Source organism: Nonomuraea pusilla, from assembly GCF_900109355.1.
Lineage (GTDB): Bacteria > Actinomycetota > Actinomycetes > Streptosporangiales > Streptosporangiaceae > Nonomuraea > Nonomuraea pusilla.
In genome coordinates, this window is sequence record NZ_FOBF01000011.1 from 127,014 (window position 1) to 143,436 (window position 16,423).

Below are 16,423 nucleotides of genomic sequence, written 5' to 3' on the forward strand. Positions count from 1 at the left end.
CCGACGGGGAGTCACTGCCATGGCCACGACCACCACCGCTGCCGTACCACTCTCGGAGGACGACCCGCGATCAGCCGTGCTGACGACGACGGGTCGCGACTAGCGGCGGGCGTAGTCCCCCACGGCGGGTTCCAGGAGGTCGTAGGCCTGCCGAGCCGTCCCGGCGAGGGCGGCGAAGATGTGCTCGGACTCCTCGCCGTCGAGAACCAGGCGCTGGCCTTCCTCGAACAGCAGCCGTTCCACATCGGCGAGCGCGGCTGCGACGAGACGGGGTGCGAGACCGGTGTCCCCGGTCTCCCGTGCGAGCACCGCGGCGAGCTCGGCCTCGGCCTGGTCGAACAGCTGGCGCAGGCGTGCCCGGAGCACGGGCGTGCCCAGCACCATCCGCTGCCAGCCGGCGTCGGCGTCGGGGATGGCCGGGTCGCGGCGGCTCAGCCGCTCGCCGTAGTCCCGGCGGACCGCGTCGAGGGCCGACTCGCCGGGCGCGCGCCGCGACACCGCCCGGGCCATGCCGTTGACCAGTTCCTCCTGCAGGTCCAGGACGAGGTCCTCCTTCAGCGGGAAGTGATTGGTGACGGTCATCCTGGCCACTCCGGCGGCGGACGCCACGTCGGCGATGGTGACGTTGTCGTATCCGCGTTCAAGGAACAGACGGGTCGCGACGTCGGAGATCAGCTGCCGGGTCTCGCGTTTCTGGCGTGCCCGCAGACCTTCCGGCCGTTCACCCACGATCTTCACCCTTCCTTCGAGTAGGCGTGACCCGCTCAATAGGTTTGACCAATTGACTAGGTCGGACCTAGCGTTTGGGACTGTCCTAGTCAATCGATCCTAAGGGTGCTCGATGACCGCCACCTCCACGCCCGGCGCCACGCGGGAGCCGCTCGATCCGCGCCTCCTGCGCATGGGGCTCGTCCTGATCGCCGCCCCCATCCTGGCCTCCGTCGACGCCACCGCCGTGGGCATCGCGTCGGCCTCGATGGCGGCGCACTTCGGCGCCTCCCTGACCGACGTCCAGTGGGTGGCCGCCGGCTACCTGCTCGCCATCGCGGTGGTCATGCCCCTGTCGGGCTGGCTGAGCGAGCGATACGGGGCCTCCAGGATGTGGATGATCGCCGTGGCGGTCTTCACCGCCGGATCGGCCCTGTGCGGCCTGGCCTGGTCGCTGCCGGCCCTGATCGGCTTCCGGCTCGTGCAGGCGATCGGTGGCGGCCTGATGAACCCCATCGGGCAGTCGATCCTGGCCCAGGCAGCCGGCCCCTCACGGATCGGCCGGGCCATGTCCACGCTGACGATCCCCGTCATGTTCGCCCCCGCCCTCGGCCCGATCGTCGGAGGCGTGGTCGTCCAGCAACTGGACTGGCGCTGGATCTTCTACCTCAACCTGCCGATCTGCCTGGTCGTCCTCCCGCTCGCCGCGCGGCTGCTGCCCCGCGACGGCTCCGGGCCGTCCGCCGCGGCACGGCTCGACACGCTCGGCCTCGCCCTGCTGTCGCCCGGACTGGCGGCCCTGGTGTACGGGCTCACCATGGCCGGCGGACGCGAGGGGACCGGCTCGCTCACCGTCGCCGTCGCGCTCTGCGGCGGGCTCGCGCTGGTCGCCGGCTACCTCGTGCATGCGCTGCGCACCAGCCGCCGGCCGCTGATCGACCTGCGCCTGTTCGGCCGAGGCGGCTTCACCGCCGCCTGTGTGACCCTGTTCCTGCTCGGGGCCTCGCTGTACAGCTCGATGATCCTGCTGCCGCTGTTCTTCCAGCAGGTCCGCCACGCCGACACGCTGTCGACGGGGCTGCTGCTCACCCCGCAGGCGCTCGGGGCGGCGGCCGGCACCTTCGTCGCCGGGCGGCTGGCCGACCGGTACGGTCCGCGCGCCGTCGTGGCCTGCGGCCTGGTGCTCTCGCTCGCCGGGCTCCTCGCCTTCACCCAGGCCCCTGCCATGCCCGAGACGTGGGTGCTGACCGGGTGCCTCGTCCTTTACGGGCTGGGCATCGGAGGGGTGTCCGCGCCCACCATGGCGGCGGCGTACGGCTCCGTCGAGAAGCACCAGACACCGGGCGCCGCCGGCGCGCTGAACGTGCTCAACCGGCTCGGCGGTTCACTGGGCACCGCCGTCCTCACCACCGTCCTGGACGGCCGGCTGCTCCGGGTCACCGACCCGGCGGCGGCCTACGCCACCGCCTTCTGGTGGGCCTTCGGACTCTGCCTGATCACACTCGTTCCGGTGACGTTCTTCCCGCCGTCGCGGTCGCCGAGCAGATGAAGCGGACAGCTATGACCACGCGTACCGACGTCCCGCCGGAAGCCCGCAGGTGCTCGGGCAGGCTGACGGCGGTGTCCGGGCAGCAGCGTGTGCGAGCGCGTCACCTGTGACCTGCCGACACAGCCGCCGCCGCTTCCGTCCAGCGTGCCGCGGACTGGCTGCTGTCACCGTGGCAGCAGCCAGTCCGCCACCTCGTCATCCCACGAGGGCTGCACGCAGTCACCTGCTGGACGTGCCCTTGTCCTAGAGCAGGCCGCGGGCGGTGAAGGCGGCGGTCACGGCGGCGGCCGCGTCGGTGCCGCCGTGCCGGCGGGCCGACGCCACCGTGGCCTGGGCGGCCGCCTTGAACGTGGTGTCCGGGGCGAAGTCGAACTGCGCGTCGACGATGATCGTGCCGGCCAGGCGGTCGCCCAGTTCGGCGCGGATGGCGTACAGGGCCGCCGACCAGATCTCGCCGTCGGCGTGCACCTCGCCGGCCATGTCCTCGGGGTAGTGCTTGGTGCCGTCGAGGCGGCGCAGGCAGTGGGGGACGGCGGAGGTGTAGGCGACGGAGTCCCAGTCGGCGACGCACGCCTCGGGGGTGCCCGTCGGCGTGCCGGTCTTCCACGACGTCACGGCGACGGCCAGGTAGTCGCCGAAGGCCTCGCCGATGGCGCCGGACTCCAGCGTGGTGCCGAAGCCGGACACCTGGCCGTCCTGCACCGAGTGGCCGTACTCGTGGACGATCACCTCCGCGTCCTCGGCGTCGTCGACGCCGCCCTTGCCGAGCGTGATGTTGGCCTTGTCGTCGCGGAAGAAGGAGTTGTCGCCGCCGTACTGGTTGATGCGCAGCTCGATCTGGCGCTGGTTGACCGGGCGCAGGCGGGAGCCGAAGCCGAGCGACTGCAGGTAGTGCTGGGCGGTGGTCACCCAGTAGTAGCCCATGACCTGCTCGAACTGGTCGGTGTCGCGGCGGAAGTCGTAGGAGCCGTTCACGGCCTTGCCGGTCTCGCTCTTGACCCTGACGTACCGGCCGGTGAGGGTGCCGGAGCCGTCGAGGTCGGTGAGCGTGACGCTGCGGTAGGCGGCGGCGAGGGCGGCGCTGTCGCGGTCCTTGTCGTCGGTGAGCGACTCGTCGCCGAGACTCTGCACGGGATTGGGGTAGAAGACGGTGGCGACCGGATCGGTGGCTCTCACGGAGGAGGCGTCGGCGGCGGCGGTGCCGGAGCCGAGCAGCGCCGCGGCGGCGGCCAGGGCCAGGCAGGCGGTGGACGTGCGACGTCGGGGGGTGTGCACGGTGCGTGTCCTCTCACGGGGGGAGACCATCGTAGGCCCGGAGACGCGCCACGCGCCCGCCCCGATCGGGGGCGGGGCCGGGACGCGGCGTTCCGGGAGTGCGCCATGATCGGAACCGGCGCGCGGCCCGGCCGCACCCGCCGCCGGGCCGGGCCCGGGAGCACGAGCACGACCCAGCGAGGAGAGCAGCATGACCGTTTCCGCCCACCCCGTGACCGATCCCGTCTGCGAGCACGGCGAGGGTCCCGTCTGGTGCGCCAGGTGGGGCGGGCTGCGCCTGGTGGACATGCTCGCCGGCGACGTCCTCGCCCTGGACTCCTCGGGCGCGGTGCGCCGCCGCCACGTCGGGAAGGTCGCCGCGGCCCTGCGTCCGAGGGCCGCGGGCGGGTTCGTGGTGGCGGGGGAGCGCGAGCTGCTGCTCGCCGGCTCCGACGACCTGGACGCGCCGCTGCGCTCGCTCGGCGAGGCGTGGACCGACCCGTCGGTCCGCATGAACGACGGCGGCTGCGACCCGGACGGCCGCTTCTACATCGGCACGATGGCCTACGACGCCGCCCCGGGACGCGGCACCCTGTACGTGACGGAGCGGGACGGCACGCTGAACCCGGTGCTGACCGGGGTGACGGTGTCCAATGGGTTCGACTTCAGCCCCGACGGCAGTCTGGCGTACTACAACGACACCGCCACCGGGCGCGTGGACGTCCTCGACTACGACCCGGAGCGGGGGCTGAGCGGCCGCCGCCCGTTCGCGGTGATCGAGCCGGGCCACGGCACGCCCGACGGGCTGACGGTGGACGCCGAGGGCGGGGTGTGGGTGGCGCTGTGGCAGGGTTCGGCGGTGCGCCGCTACGCCCCCGACGGCACCCTCGACGCGGTCGTCACGCTGCCGGTGACCAAGGTGTCGGCGGTGGCGTTCGGCGGCGACGGCCTCGACCGGCTCTACATCACGACGTCCGCGCTGGACGTGGACCGCGCCGAGCAGCCGCTGGCCGGGGCGGTCTTCGCCGCCGACCCGGGGGTGCGGGGCCGCCCCGTGCTGGAGACGACGCTCTGAGCGGCCGGTCGAGGGTCAGGTGACGCGGGCGGCCTCGACGACGAGGTGGCGCGGCCCGCGCAGCGACGCGCTCTGCCGGTAGGGCGGCGGGTCGGCGGCCAGGCGGGGCGACTCCAGCCGCCGCACCAGCGCGCCCAGCGCGACCCGCGCCTCGATCCGCGCGAGCGGCGCGCCGACGCAGTAGTGGATCCCGCCGCCGAACCCCAGGTGCTGGTTGTCCTGCCGCAGCGGCTCGTACCTGTCGGCCTGCGGGAAGCGCTCGGGGTCGCGGCTCGCGGAGGCGAGCAGCAGGGCCACGTTCGCGCCCGCCGGGACGGTGACGCCGTCCAGCTCGACGTCCGTCAGCGTCGTACGGGTGCGGAACTGCACCGGCGGGTCGTAGCGCAGCACCTCCTCCAGCGCGGGCGTGATCAGGTCGGGCCGCTCCCGGAGCAGGGCCAGCGCCTCCGGGTTGCGCAGCAGCGTGAGCATGCCGTTGGTGATGAGGTTGACGGTCGTCTCGTGCCCGGCGATGAGCAGCAGAGCCATCGTGGCGATGATCTCGGGCGGGTTCATCCGGTCGCCGGAGGCGTCGGTGAGCAGCCCCGACAGCAGGTCGGGACGCGGGTGGGCGGCGCGCTGCCCGGCCAGCTCGACGAGGTAGGCGCGCAGCTCGGCCGCGGCGGACACGGCGCGGGCCACCTCCTCCTCGGACATCCCCTCCGGAGGGTCGAGCGTGCGGGCCAGCGCGGTGGCCCAGACGTGGAAGCGCGGCTCGTCCTCGCGGGGCACGCCCAGCAGCTCGCAGATCACGGTGACGGGCAGCGGGTAGGCCAGGTCGTCCACGACGTCGAGCGTGGTCTGGCCGGCGCGGCGGTCGAGCAGCTCGTCCACCAGCGTCTCGACGTGCCGGCCGAGCAGCCTGATCCGGTGCGGCGTGAACTGGCGCATCACGACGGCGCGCAGCCGGTCGTGCTCGGGCGGGTCGAGGAAGATGAACCCCGGTCTGCGCTCGTCGCCGTCCTCGATGAGCCGGCCCGACGCGGCGAGCGCGCCCGCGCCGGTGCGGCTCTTGCGCTCGTCCGAGCTGATGCGCGGGTCGTGCAGGAGCGCGGTGACGGCGCGGTAGGTGCTGGCGGCGTACAGGTTCTCGCCCTGCCGGGAGACCGGGGTCCGGCGCAGCTGTGCGTACAGCGGGTACGGGTCGGCGCGGCTGGCCTCGTCGAGGACCTGCGCGAACAGGGTGTCGGTCATGGCGGTCCTCGTCACAGCGGCGGAGCGGTCAGGGGCGAGCGTGGGTCGCGGTGGGTGGAGCGGTCGCTCGCGGTGGGCCCGTCGCCGGTCACCGCGGCGGTGGGGCTGTGCGTGGCGCGGTCGTCGAGCGCCAGCCCGGCCGGTACGGGCCGCAGCGGGTCGGGCGCGTCGGAGGCGTGCAGGTCGGGCGGGAACGGCAGGTTGGCCGCGACGAACCCGGCGTAGGCGGGCAGCCAGCGCGGCGAGTCCACGGCCACGGCGGCGACGGTGCGTCCCTGGCGGCCGTAGGCGGCGACGAACCGGCCGTCGGCGACCGCTCCCTGAGTCACCACGACCTCGTCGGCGATCGTGGGCAGGCCCACGGACTTGATGTTCACGCCGAACTGGTACGACCAGAACGCGGGCAGCCCGCGATGGGGGCGCAGCGGCGCGGGCGGTTCGCGCAGCAGGTTGGCGGCGGCCGTCTCCGCCTGGCGCACCGCGTTGTCCCAGTGCTCGACGGCCAGCAGGAGCCCGTCGTAGTGCGGGTGCGGCCAGCGGGCGACGTCGCCGGCCACGTACACGTCGTCGGTGACGACGGCGTCGGCGTCGAAGGCGCGGCAGGCGGCGTCGCAGACCACGCCGCGCGCGTCGGCGGCCAGCCCGGACCCGGCCAGCCACTCGGTGTTGCGGACCGCGCCGAGCGCGACGACGGCCACGTCCACCTCGACGACGTCGCCGTCGGACAGGTACGCGGCGCGCAGCCGTCCCGAGCCGTCGCCCTCCAGCGCCATGACGGTGGTGTTGGCGCGCAGGTCCACGCCGTGCGCGCGCTGCATCCTGGCGGCGACGCTGCCGGCCGCGGCGCCCAGGGCCCCCGAGAGCGGGGCGGGGCCCCGCTCGGCGAGGGTGACGGGCAGCCCGAGCTCCCGGCAGACGGACGCGATCTCCGAACCGGTGAACCCGCCGCCGATCACGAGCACCCGGCGCGGACCGGCGGCGAGCGCGGCCCGCAGCCGTTCGGCGTCGTCGCGCCCGCGCAGCGTGAACACGCCGTCCAGCGCGGCCTCCTCGGCGGCGGGCCAGGGCCTGGCGCGGGTGCCGGTGGCGATGAGCAGCCGGTCGTAGCCGATCTCGCGGCCTCCGGCCAGCGTGACCGTCCGCGTGTGCGGGTCGAGCGCGGCGGCGGGCTCGCCGAGCAGCCACGTCGCCTCCAGGTCGGGGGCGCGCACGAGCGCGGTGTGCGCGGGCGAGGCGCGTCCGGCCAGCACCTGCTTGGACAGCGGCGGCCGGTCGTAGGGCTCGTGGGGTTCGTCGCCGATCAGCGTGAGCTCGCCGCGGAAGCCCTCGCGGCGCAGCGTCTCGGCGGCGCGCAGGCCGGCCAGCGAGGCGCCGACGATCACGACGCGGCCCGGCGCGGCGGGGCTACTCACCGGAGGGCTCCTCGGCGTAGGTGATCGCCTGCACGGGGCAGGCGGCCGCGGCGTGGCGCACCTCCTCGGCCAGCGCCCGGCCGGGCGCGTAGTCGTACTCGAGCGACTCGGCGCCGTGGAAGCGGAAGACCGACGGCGCGGCGAACACGCACTGCCCGTAGCTCAGGCAGCGGTTCAGATCGACGAGCACTCTCATGCGGGTCACGTTACGTACGGCCGGTCCAGGCCCTGATCAACGCCGTGCCAAGTGTCGGGTTGCGGCAGTAAACCTAGATGGTCTAGGTTTGCGCCTAGAGATCCTAGGTTTCCGGTGACGGGGAGGCGCGATGATGGCACGAGCGGGACTCAACGCGGAGCGGCTGACGGCGGCCGCCGCCGAGCTCGCCGACGAGATCGGCTTCGCCAACGTCACCGTCTCCGAGCTGGCCCGCCGCTTCGGCGTCAAGGACGCCAGCCTGTACTCCCACATCAGGAACCTTCAGGACCTGCGCACCCGGGTCGCCCTGTACGCGCTGCGCGACCTGGCCGACCGGCTCACCGACGCGACAGCCGGCAAGGCCGGCAAGGACGCCCTGGCCGCGTTCGGCGGCGCCTACCGGGCGTTCATGGTGCGCCACCCCGGCCGGTACGCCGCCTCCCAGACGCCGCTCGACCCCGAGGCGGTCGCCGGCTCCGAGGCGGTGCAGCGCGTCTTCCGCACCACCTACGCCCTCGTCACCGCCTACGGCCTGCGCGAACCCGACGCCACCGACGCCGTCCGGCTCCTGCGCAGCACCTTCCAGGGCTTCGCCGGCATCGAGGCCGCCGGGCAGTTCGGCCACCCGCGCCCGGCCGGAGAGTCCTGGAACAAGATCATCGACGCGCTCGACTGCGCGCTCAGACATTGGCAGGTTTCCCCATGACCACCCGCACCGAGCCCCCGCCGGGCCTCGGCCGCCCGCTCGCCGGGCTCGCCTGCGCCCTCGTCGTCGGCGCGTTCGCCGCGCTGCTCGACACCACGATCGTCGGCGTCGCCGTCCACACCCTCGCCGGCGCCTTCTCCGCCGACCTGGCCGCCACGCAGTGGGTGACCACTGCGTACCTGCTGGCCGTGGCGGCCGTCATCCCCGCCACCGGCTGGGCCGCCGCCCGCTTCGGCGCCGGCCGGGCGTGGACCGTCTCGCTCGCCGTGTTCCTCGCTGGGTCCGTGCTGTGCGGGGCCGCCTGGTCGCTGCCCAGCCTCGTCGCCTTCCGCGCCCTGCAGGGCGCGGGCGCGGGCATGCTCTTCCCGCTCAGCCGGATCATCGTCGTCGAGGCGGCCGGGCGCGAGCGGCTCGGCAGGATGATGGCGCTGATGGCGATCCCCGTGCCGCTCGCGCCCGTGCTCGGGCCCGTCGTGGGCGGTCTCGTCCTGGAGACGCTGTCGTGGCGCTGGGTGTTCTTCCTGAACGTCCCGTTCCTGCTGGCGGGCATCGCGCTGTCCGCCGCGTGCGTCCCCGGCGGGCGCCGCGACGGCGGCGCGCGGCTCGACGTCGCCGGCCTGGCCGCCGTCAGCGGCGGCGTCACCCTGCTCGTGCTCGGGCTGACCGGCGACCACGCCTGGCCCTCGGCGGCGGGCGCCGCGCTGCTCGGCCTGTACGCCTGGCGGCACGTCCGCGCCCGCCACGGCGGCCCCCACGTCGTCGACCTCGGCCTGTTCCGCGACCGGGCGTTCAGCGCCTCCGCCGCCCTGGGCCTCCTCGCCAACGCCGCCCTGTACGCCGCCGTGTTCCTCGTGCCGCTGCTGTTCCAGCAGGCCGGGGGCACGGGAGCGCTGGGGGCGGGGCTCGTCCTCGCGCCGCAGGGGCTCGGCATGCTCGCCGCCGTGCTGGCGGCCGGGCGGCTGGTCGACCTGCGCGCCAACCCCCGGGCGCTCGTGCTCGCCGGGCTCGCCGCCGTCGCCGCGGGCACGCTGCCGTTCGTCCTGCCGTTCGCGCAGGACGCCTCCGCCCCTGGCGGAGTCACGCCGCTGCTCGCGGCGGCGCTGTTCGTCCGCGGCGCCGGCATGGCCTTCGCCGTCGCGCCCACCATGACCACCCTCTACCACTCGCTGCCAAGGTCGAGTACGGCCGACGCGACCACCGCCAACGCCGTCCTCCAGCAGGTGGGCGCGGCGGCGGGCACCGCGGCCGTCGCCGTCCTGCTCGACCGCGCCGACGGCTTCGCGCCCGCCTTCTGGGCGACGCTCGCCGCCGTCGCGCTGTGCGCCGTGCCCGCGCTCTTCCTCCCCGGCCAATCGACGGAAAGGTGACCACCGTGAACCCGCTCACCGAACGGCAGATCCGCGACTCGTTCGTCAACTGCTCCAAGGGGGAGGCCCGCCGCGCCGGGCTCCCGCCCCGGCTCGCCGACCTGCCCTGGCCGCGGCTCGACTTCCTCGGCTGGCGCGACCCCGGCGCGCCCGAGCGCGCCTACCTGGTGGCCGAACGGCCCGGCGGCCCCGTCGGCGTCGCGCTGCGCCTCGCCCAGGACGTCCGCAGGAGCTTCACCAAGAGCACGATCTGCTCCGTCTGCCTCACCCCGCACAGCGGCGCCGGCGTCGCGCTGTTCGCCGCGCCCCGGGCCGGCGAGCGCGGTCGCCACGGCGACACCGTGGGGGCGTACATGTGCGCCGACCTCGCCTGCTCGCTGTACGTGCGCGGGCTGAAGCGCACCGACGGCGGCATCCGGCTGGAGGAGTCGCTGACGGTGGAGGAACGCGTCCTGCGCGCCGCGGCCAACCTGGACGCCTTCCTGGAGAAGGTGGTGGCGGACCGGGCGGGCGCCGCCCGGTAGCGCGTCCTGACGGCGCACGCCCGTTATGCTCTCGGTGGCATGAGCGAGCCGAACGACGACCGCGCCCCCGTGAAGACCCCGTCCGCCGGTCGGCCGCGCAGCGGCGAGGCCGACCGGGCGATCGCCGCCGCCGCGTTGAGGCTGCTGGCCGAGCGCGGGCCCGCCAGGGTGACGGTCGAGGGGGTCGCGGAGTACTCCGGGGTGGCGAAGACCACCATCTACCGCCGCTACCGCAATCGCCGTGAGCTGCTGCACGCGTCGCTGCGTTCCGTGGCCGACCTTCCGGAGCCCTCGCCGTCGCTGCCGGTCGCCGACCGGCTGGCGGTGCTGCTGGAGCAGTTCCGCGAGGGGGTCGAGAGCGTCGGGCTGCGGGTGGTGGCGACGCTGTTCCTGGAGGCCGAGGACCCCGAGTTCGCCGAGACGTTCCGGCAGTGCGTCCTGACGCCCCGGCTGGAGCTGCTGCGGCGCGTGTTCCGCGACGGCGTGGCCGCCGGCGAGCTGCGTCCGGACGCCGACTACCGCAGGGTGGGCGACATGCTGTTCGGGTCATACTTCGCCCGCTTCGCCATCGAGGGCGGGGTGGACCGGGAGTGGGCTCGTGCGGTGGTGTCGCTGGCGATGCCCTTGATCGAGCGGACCCCGCCCGGCCAGGGCGGCCAGGCCCCGTGACCCTCGCCCCGCCCGGCGTCCCGCGTGGTCGCCGCCGGCGTGTGCGGCGCGATCAGCGGGGCGGGCCGAACGTGGCCCGGAGGTGCCGCCACATGCGCTCCGCGGCCGCCCCCTTGCCGTCGCCGCTCCTGATGGACGCGGCCAGGTCGCCGGCGCGGCGCCGGTAGGAGGGCGTGCCGAGCACGGTCTTGACGGCCTCCCTGATCACCGGTGCCCGCCAGCGCCGTGCCGGGATCCTGATCCCGGCACCGCGTGCGGCCACGTGATCGAGGTTGATCTGCTGCTCGACCTGCATGGCGACGCCGATGATCGGGGTGCCCGCGGCGAGCGCGGTCTGCACGGTGCCCTGGCCGCCGTGGCCGACCACGAGGTCGGCGAGCGCGTTCACGGTGGGCGCGGGCACGAACGCGTCGGTGATGACGACGCCGGGACGCTCGGCCACCTGGGCCCGCGCCTCCTCGATCGGGCAGACCGACGGCGAGGCGAGGATGACGGCGTTCCAGGGGTCGCCCGCCGTGCCGGCGACGGCGCGGACCGCCTCCAGGAAGGCGTCCTTCGTTCCCGAGCTGCCCATCGTGCAGAAGATCACGGGGACGTCGTCGCCGGCCGTCAGGACGGCCCGGAGGGCGGGATCCAGGGCCGCGGGCCCGTCCCCAGGCGCTCCGGGCGCGAACAGCGGGCCGGTGATCGCCATGTGCCCGGGGACCACGCAGTCGGCGTAGAACTCGGGCAGATCGTTGACGAGGGTCAGGTCGGCGCGCAGCATCTCGAAGATCGTCCTGGGTGGCTCGCCGGGCCAGCCGCACGCGGCGATCGCCTCGCTCAGCCGGCGCTGCGTGAACGCGCCGAGCCCCGTCTTGACGCCCGCGGGAACCATCCTGACGATCGTCTCGCGGACGGGGCGCGGCAGCCTGGGGAGCACCGGGACCACGTCGGGAAGGTCCCGCAGCAGGCCGCCCGCCACGCTGGCCGGGTCCAGCGGGATCGGCAGGAAGCACATCGTACGGATGCCGAGCAGCCGGGCGGCGATGTTGCCGAACGGCCAGAACCCGTGCAGGACCACGTCGGGCCGCAGCGCCTCCAGGGCCTTGCGCTCGCCTTCGACGAGCTCCCGTGCCAGGGCGGCGGACCCGACGATCTCGGGCGGATCCCACTGCAGGTCATGGGCGATGCTGCGGCCCTCCAGGCGGGGCGCGCAGTGTGTGATGCCGAATCCGGCCCGCCGGATCATCGGCTCGAACCGGCTGCCGTGCGACAGGAACGTGACGTCCAGGTCCCAGCCGTCGGGCGTGCGCTCCCGCAGCCCGTGGGCCAGTTCCACGGCGCGCGTCGCCTCGCCGGCGTCCTGGAGGGCCACGGCGACGGCCATACGAAGACTGATCATGCCGGGCATATTACGCTACGGTCGTCGTAGCGTAATAACGGCGTGCGGGAAACCCGTGGGGATGGTGCAATGAGGCCACGCGGCGGGCGCCCGGCGGTGTCAGAGGCCGCTGCTCGGTGGTGTGCTCCCTGGAGTTCGCCGGCCGGTCATGTCGAGGAAGAGCCTGAGTAGCGCGACGACGGTCCGCGGCGCGTCCTCGGGGCTGTAGTGGCCGGTGGCGGGCAGTTCGCTGACGATCCCGTGGGGGAAGGCGGCGCGGAACAGGGGCAGGAAGTGTTCGGCGGCCAGGGTGCGGTCCTCGGCCCCCCAGATCGCGAGGGCCGGGATGCGGGAGGCCCGGTCGCGGGCGGCGGCCGTGGGCTCCTCGAACCGGTGGGCGCCGAGCGCGAAGCCCTTCGCCCAGCCGAGGGCGCCGGCCGCCTCGGCGGGGGTCGGGAAGGCGTCGGCGTAGGCGCGGATCCACGTCGGGGTGATGATCCGGTTGTCGTGGAAGCCGTTGAGCTTGAGCGTGCTGAGGATGTTGTAGCCGAGGCCGCCGAGGGTCCCATCGAGGCTGCCTTCGGCCTGGGCGCGCGCGATCCAGGTGAACCAGGGGGCCTGTGCCGCGTTGGCGGCCAGGGTGGCGGCGAGGTCCTGCTGCCCGAAGGGCGTGGGCCCGTTCAGGCTGACGACGCTGGCGATCCGGTCGGGGTGGCGGGCGAGCAGGCCCATGCCGACCGGGCCGCCGAAGTCGTGCATCACCAGGGTGATCTCGCGCAGGTCGAGATCCAGGACCAGCGCTTCGAGGTTGTCGACGTGGTCCTGGAGCCAGTAGGTGCGCTCGGCCGGGGTCTCGCTCTTGCCGAAGCCCATGTGGTCGGGCGCGATGACGCGGTGCGTGGGCGACAGGCCGGAGATCAGGTGGCGGAAGAGGTAGCCCCAGGTGGGCTCGCCGTGCAGGCAGAGCACCGTGGGGCCGGAGCCCTCGTCCACGAAGTGCATGCGGAATCCGGCGGCGGAGCTGAAGTGCGGCGGGAACGGGAACGTTCCTTCGAAGGTCTCGCCTGCGTCGATCACGGGTGGTGTCTCCTCGGACGGTGGCGGGTGGGGCGTGGGCAACCCTAGACCCAGGTGGTTTTTATTTGCAACCGCGATAGTCTTCATTCGCAACCGGAGGACGAGCAGTGGAGGCACCCAGGTGACCAGGCCCCAGGCGAGCGCGACCCCCTGCCCCGTGATGCGGACCGTGGACCTGGTGGGAGACCGGTGGACGCTGCTGATCCTGCGCGACGCCTTCGACGGACCGCGCCGCTTCAGCCAGTTCCAGCGCGACCTCGGCATCGCCAAGAACGTCCTCAGCGACCGGCTCGCCGGACTCGTGGCGGCCGGCATCCTGCGCACCGAGCCCGCCGCAGGCGCGGCGCCGTACCGGGCCTACGTCCTCACCGAGAAGGGCCAGGACCTGTTCGACGTGGTCATCGCGCTGCGCCAGTGGGGCGAGCGCCATGCCTTCGGCCCCGACGAGGAGTACCGGCCGCTGATCGACAGGACCACGGGCGACCCGCTGCGGCGGCTGACGTACACGCGGCCCGACGGGACCGGCGTGCGTCCGGGTGAGACGGCGCTCGGCGAGCTCCGCCCCATCGGGGCACCAGGCTCCAGCTAGGCACCGCGCTTCGGGAGCCGGGCGCGCTCCGTCCGGGCTACCGGTCCTCCGCCGCGGCCTTGACGTGCCGGTTGCGCAGCTCGATGAGACGGCTCATGTAGCGGCGCAGGACGAGCGCCTCGGCGAGCGCCCCCAGCGGCCCCGCCGGGGCGGAGAACTCGACGACGTCGCGCATGAGGGTCCCCGCCGCGCCGCCGTTCCCGTCGCCCGTGCCGTACGCCGCGAAGTGGTGCTCGTGCCGCCAGTGCCGGAACGGCCCGGTCACCTGCTCGTCCACGAAGAACCGCGGCCGGTGCCAGGCGCTGATCAGCGAGGTGAGCCGCCACGGCAGGCCGAAGTGCGTGGCCTGCCAGGTGACCCGGTCGCCGAGGGCGAGGCGGCCCGAGGTGACGCCGGCGACCGCCCGCTCGCGGGAGCGGCTCATGGACGACGTGTGCACCTCGACCGACAGCGAGACGTCGAAGACCGCCGCGGGCGGCGCGAGGACGACCGTGCTCACCTCGAAACGGACCACACGGACGATCATCGCACGGCGCCCGGCCGGGAGGCGGCGGGGGAGGACCGCCTAGCGGGCCGGCGGGAGGTGGCGGCGGAGGAAGTCGAGCTGGTGCAGGAGCATCCCCGCGAACACCGTCTCGTCCGACGTCGGGGCGTGGCCGGAGCCGGCCAGCGGCAGCACCTCGTGCGGGCGGCCCGCCGCCAGCAGCGCCGCCGACAGCCGCAGCGTCCCCGCGGCGAACACGTTGTCGTCGGCCAGCCCGTGGACGAGCAGCAGCGGCCTGGACAGCCGGTGCGCCTCCCGCAGAGTGGAGCAGGCGTCGTACCGGCCGGGATGCTCGGCGGGATGGCCGAGGAAGCGCTCGCGCCAGTGCGTGTCGTACAGGCGCTGGTCGCTCACCCCCGCCCCCGCGACGGCGGCGTGGAAGACGTCGGGACGGCGCAGCACGGCGGCGACGGCCAGCGTCCCCGAGAACGACCAGCCGCGTACGGCGACCCGCCCGAGGTCCAGCTCGGGGCGCCGCTCCGCGACCGCGAGCAGCGCGGCCACCTGGTCGTCCAGCACGGGGCCCAGGATGTCGCCGTGCACCTCGCGCTCCCAGGCGGGGCCGCGCCCGGGGGTGCCGCTGCCGTCGGTGACGAGCACCGCGAAGCCCTGCTCGGCGAACCACTGCGACACGAACGTCATGGGCGCCTGCTCGGCGGTGACCCGCTGCAGGGCGGGCCCCGCGTACGGGTCGACGAGCACGGGCAGCGCCGGGTCGCCGGGACGGTGCCAGGACGGCAGCAGCAGGTGACTGCGCAGCTCGCGCCGGGTGGTCACGAGGGCCGTACGGCGCAGCTCCAGCAGGGGGCGCTCGGCGTAGGAGGCGACGCGCACGCCGGGGCGGCCGGGGCGCAGCACCGTCACCTCGGCGCCGGGGCGGGCGGCGGTGCGGGCGGACAGCACGAGCGTCCCGTGCCGCAGCACGCCCGTGTGCACGCCCGGCGCGGACGTGAGCCGCTCGGGACGGCCGCCGGGGCGGCACCTCCACACGTGGGTCTCGGTGGGGTCGGAGGACGCCGTGAACAGCACGTCGTCGCCGTCCACGGAGAGGATCTCGCGCACCTGCAGCCCCTGCGGGGTGGCGGGGACGCCGTCGAAGGTCAGGCAGCGCGTGCCGTCCTCGTCGGCGTGCGCCGCCAGCGCGCCCCCCGCGGTGCGGGCGGGCGCGCCGGGCAGCAGGTGCACCCAGTGCTCGTCGCGTTGGACGGCCAGCCGCACGGTCCGCCCGGTGCCGGGGTCGATCGCGTACGTGACGACGGCGCGCTGGTCCCGGCTCTGCACGGCCAGGTACGGCCCGTGGGCGTCCCAGCCGGCCGCCACCAGGTACTCGTGGGCCAGGCGGTCCCACGGCACCTCGGTGCGCCGGCCGTCGAGCGTGACGATCCAGAGGGTGACGTCGGCGTTGGCCGTGCCCGCCGCCGGGTAGCGCACGGCCCGCGGCGGCCGCGCCGGGTCGGACGGGTCGGCGACGTGCCACAGCGCGACGGGGCTCTCGTCCACCCTGGCGACCAGCAGCCGGGAGCCGTCGGGCGACCACCAGTAGCCCCGGGTGCGGCCCATCGACTCGCGGGCGGCGTGCTCGGCGACGCCGAACCGCACCTCGGGGCCGTCGGGCTCGGCGAGGACGCGGTCGGCGGACCCGTCGGCCTCGGCCACGCGCAGCGCGCCGCCGCTCAGGTAGGCGACGCGGCGGCCGGACGGGTCGGGGCGCGGCTCCGACGCCCGGCCGGCCGTGGGGAGCGTCCTGTCCGCGCCGGAGGGCACGTCCACGACGTGGAGCTCGCCTTCCAGCGTGTACGCGGCCAGGCCGCCCGCGTCGTCGGTGGCGTACGCGCCGATGCCGGCCCCGGAACGGCTGCCGGGGCCGGCGACCAGCCGCTCGGCGGCGGTGTCCAGGTCGAGCTCCCACAGGCAGGTGGCGGGGTCGTCGCCGGAGCGGCTGCGCAGGAAGAGCACCGCGCGGCCGTCGCGGACGACGGTGAAGCCGGAGGGCGCCCCGAGGCTGAAGCGGCGGGTCCTGGCGAACTGCCGGGGAAGCCCGGTCGCCGCGTCGCGTCCAGGGGCGTCGGGGTCGTGGGGAGCGGCTGGGTGCCGGGGGTTGACGGGCATGCCGAAGGTCCTCTCGGGGAGACGCGGGATGCGGGCACGCGTCGAGGA

At 74.7% G+C, this 16,423-nt stretch carries 16 protein-coding genes; 7 read left to right on the forward strand and 9 right to left on the reverse strand.

Going from position 1 to position 16,423, the window contains the following annotated elements; translation table 11 throughout:
• Nucleotides 1-99: 99 nt before the first annotated feature.
• On the reverse strand, nucleotides 100-738 hold the full coding sequence (locus BMX74_RS23250) for a TetR/AcrR family transcriptional regulator (RefSeq protein WP_236714558.1): 639 nt from the start codon (nucleotides 736-738) through the stop codon (nucleotides 100-102).
• Between the two features lie 103 nt (nucleotides 739-841).
• On the opposite strand from BMX74_RS23250, the gene BMX74_RS23255 reads away from it, so the two are divergent.
• Complete coding sequence (locus tag BMX74_RS23255; RefSeq protein ID WP_091102758.1) at nucleotides 842-2,257, forward strand: DHA2 family efflux MFS transporter permease subunit; 1,416 nt, start codon at nucleotides 842-844, stop codon at nucleotides 2,255-2,257.
• 243 nt (nucleotides 2,258-2,500) lie between these two features.
• Here BMX74_RS23255 and BMX74_RS23260 read toward each other — a convergent pair whose 3' ends face one another.
• A complete protein-coding gene (locus tag BMX74_RS23260) occupies nucleotides 2,501-3,532 on the reverse strand; it encodes a M4 family metallopeptidase (protein WP_218154016.1) in 1,032 nt (343 codons plus the stop codon).
• Nucleotides 3,533-3,722: 190 nt separating this feature from the next.
• Between BMX74_RS23260 and BMX74_RS23265 the strand changes: the two genes are divergently transcribed.
• Nucleotides 3,723-4,586 carry an SMP-30/gluconolactonase/LRE family protein gene (locus tag BMX74_RS23265; RefSeq protein ID WP_091102764.1) on the forward strand — a complete coding sequence of 288 codons (864 nt, stop codon included), beginning with the start codon at nucleotides 3,723-3,725 and terminating at the stop codon, nucleotides 4,584-4,586.
• A gap of 15 nt (nucleotides 4,587-4,601) precedes the next feature.
• On the opposite strand, the gene BMX74_RS23270 is transcribed toward BMX74_RS23265, so the two are convergent.
• The 3 genes from BMX74_RS23270 to BMX74_RS23280 are packed head-to-tail and all read right to left on the reverse strand — an operon-like array spanning nucleotide 4,602 to nucleotide 7,427.
• Nucleotides 4,602-5,819, reverse strand: coding sequence for a cytochrome P450 (locus BMX74_RS23270; protein ID WP_091102767.1), 1,218 nt, complete (start codon nucleotides 5,817-5,819; stop codon nucleotides 4,602-4,604).
• Nucleotides 5,820-5,830: 11 nt separating this feature from the next.
• Nucleotides 5,831-7,231, reverse strand: coding sequence for an NAD(P)/FAD-dependent oxidoreductase (locus BMX74_RS23275; protein WP_055501345.1), 1,401 nt, complete (start codon nucleotides 7,229-7,231; stop codon nucleotides 5,831-5,833).
• Nucleotides 7,224-7,427 carry a ferredoxin gene (locus tag BMX74_RS23280; RefSeq protein WP_055503768.1) on the reverse strand — a complete coding sequence of 68 codons (204 nt, stop codon included), beginning with the start codon at nucleotides 7,425-7,427 and terminating at the stop codon, nucleotides 7,224-7,226. The genes BMX74_RS23275 and BMX74_RS23280 overlap by 8 nt, the downstream gene beginning before the upstream one ends.
• Nucleotides 7,428-7,560: 133 nt before the next feature.
• On the opposite strand from BMX74_RS23280, the gene BMX74_RS23285 reads away from it, so the two are divergent.
• The 4 genes from BMX74_RS23285 to BMX74_RS23300 are packed head-to-tail and all read left to right on the forward strand — an operon-like array spanning nucleotide 7,561 to nucleotide 10,693.
• Nucleotides 7,561-8,133 (forward strand): TetR/AcrR family transcriptional regulator, encoded by a 573-nt coding sequence (locus BMX74_RS23285; RefSeq protein WP_055503769.1) that lies wholly within the window; start codon nucleotides 7,561-7,563, stop codon nucleotides 8,131-8,133.
• Nucleotides 8,130-9,500 carry a DHA2 family efflux MFS transporter permease subunit gene (locus BMX74_RS23290; protein ID WP_091102769.1) on the forward strand — a complete coding sequence of 457 codons (1,371 nt, stop codon included), beginning with the start codon at nucleotides 8,130-8,132 and terminating at the stop codon, nucleotides 9,498-9,500. The genes BMX74_RS23285 and BMX74_RS23290 overlap by 4 nt, the downstream gene beginning before the upstream one ends.
• Nucleotides 9,501-9,505: 5 nt before the next feature.
• The gene (locus tag BMX74_RS23295; protein WP_055503770.1) at nucleotides 9,506-10,024 is read left to right on the forward strand and encodes an FBP domain-containing protein; all 519 of its coding nucleotides are present in this window, start codon (nucleotides 9,506-9,508) and stop codon (nucleotides 10,022-10,024) included.
• Between the two features lie 39 nt (nucleotides 10,025-10,063).
• Nucleotides 10,064-10,693, forward strand: coding sequence for a TetR/AcrR family transcriptional regulator (locus BMX74_RS23300; protein ID WP_082534605.1), 630 nt, complete (start codon nucleotides 10,064-10,066; stop codon nucleotides 10,691-10,693).
• Between the two features lie 52 nt (nucleotides 10,694-10,745).
• On the opposite strand, the gene BMX74_RS23305 is transcribed toward BMX74_RS23300, so the two are convergent.
• Both BMX74_RS23305 and BMX74_RS23310 read right to left on the reverse strand, forming a co-directional pair.
• Nucleotides 10,746-12,077, reverse strand: coding sequence for a glycosyltransferase (locus BMX74_RS23305; RefSeq protein ID WP_177227479.1), 1,332 nt, complete (start codon nucleotides 12,075-12,077; stop codon nucleotides 10,746-10,748).
• 99 nt (nucleotides 12,078-12,176) lie between these two features.
• Entirely contained in the window at nucleotides 12,177-13,133 is a 957-nt protein-coding gene (locus BMX74_RS23310) for an alpha/beta fold hydrolase (RefSeq protein WP_091102774.1), read from the reverse strand.
• A 121-nt stretch (nucleotides 13,134-13,254) separates the two neighbouring features.
• Here BMX74_RS23310 and BMX74_RS23315 point away from each other — a divergent pair, with 121 nt between their 5' ends.
• On the forward strand, nucleotides 13,255-13,722 hold the full coding sequence (locus BMX74_RS23315; protein WP_236714559.1) for a winged helix-turn-helix transcriptional regulator: 468 nt from the start codon (nucleotides 13,255-13,257) through the stop codon (nucleotides 13,720-13,722).
• A gap of 37 nt (nucleotides 13,723-13,759) precedes the next feature.
• On the opposite strand, the gene BMX74_RS23320 is transcribed toward BMX74_RS23315, so the two are convergent.
• Nucleotides 13,760-14,236 carry an SRPBCC family protein gene (locus BMX74_RS23320; protein WP_091102776.1) on the reverse strand — a complete coding sequence of 159 codons (477 nt, stop codon included), beginning with the start codon at nucleotides 14,234-14,236 and terminating at the stop codon, nucleotides 13,760-13,762.
• A gap of 51 nt (nucleotides 14,237-14,287) precedes the next feature.
• Entirely contained in the window at nucleotides 14,288-16,375 is a 2,088-nt protein-coding gene (locus BMX74_RS23325; RefSeq protein ID WP_091102778.1) for a S9 family peptidase, read from the reverse strand.
• Between the last annotated feature and the right edge of the window lie 48 nt (nucleotides 16,376-16,423).

Bases quoted from the DNA above. Each gene is read 5' to 3' on its own strand.
- BMX74_RS23255 (WP_091102758.1), top strand. From the start codon at position 842: ATGACCGCCACCTCCACGCCCGGCGCCACGCGGGAGCCGCTCGATCCG.
- BMX74_RS23265 (WP_091102764.1), top strand. From the start codon at position 3,723: ATGACCGTTTCCGCCCACCCCGTGACCGATCCCGTCTGCGAGCACGGC.
- BMX74_RS23270 (WP_091102767.1), bottom strand. From the start codon at position 5,819: ATGACCGACACCCTGTTCGCGCAGGTCCTCGACGAGGCCAGCCGCGCC.
- BMX74_RS23280 (WP_055503768.1), bottom strand. From the start codon at position 7,427: ATGAGAGTGCTCGTCGATCTGAACCGCTGCCTGAGCTACGGGCAGTGC.
- BMX74_RS23285 (WP_055503769.1), top strand. From the start codon at position 7,561: ATGGCACGAGCGGGACTCAACGCGGAGCGGCTGACGGCGGCCGCCGCC.
- BMX74_RS23290 (WP_091102769.1), top strand. From the start codon at position 8,130: ATGACCACCCGCACCGAGCCCCCGCCGGGCCTCGGCCGCCCGCTCGCC.
- BMX74_RS23300 (WP_082534605.1), top strand. From the start codon at position 10,064: ATGAGCGAGCCGAACGACGACCGCGCCCCCGTGAAGACCCCGTCCGCC.
- BMX74_RS23305 (WP_177227479.1), bottom strand. From the start codon at position 12,077: ATGATCAGTCTTCGTATGGCCGTCGCCGTGGCCCTCCAGGACGCCGGC.
- BMX74_RS23325 (WP_091102778.1), bottom strand. From the start codon at position 16,375: ATGCCCGTCAACCCCCGGCACCCAGCCGCTCCCCACGACCCCGACGCC.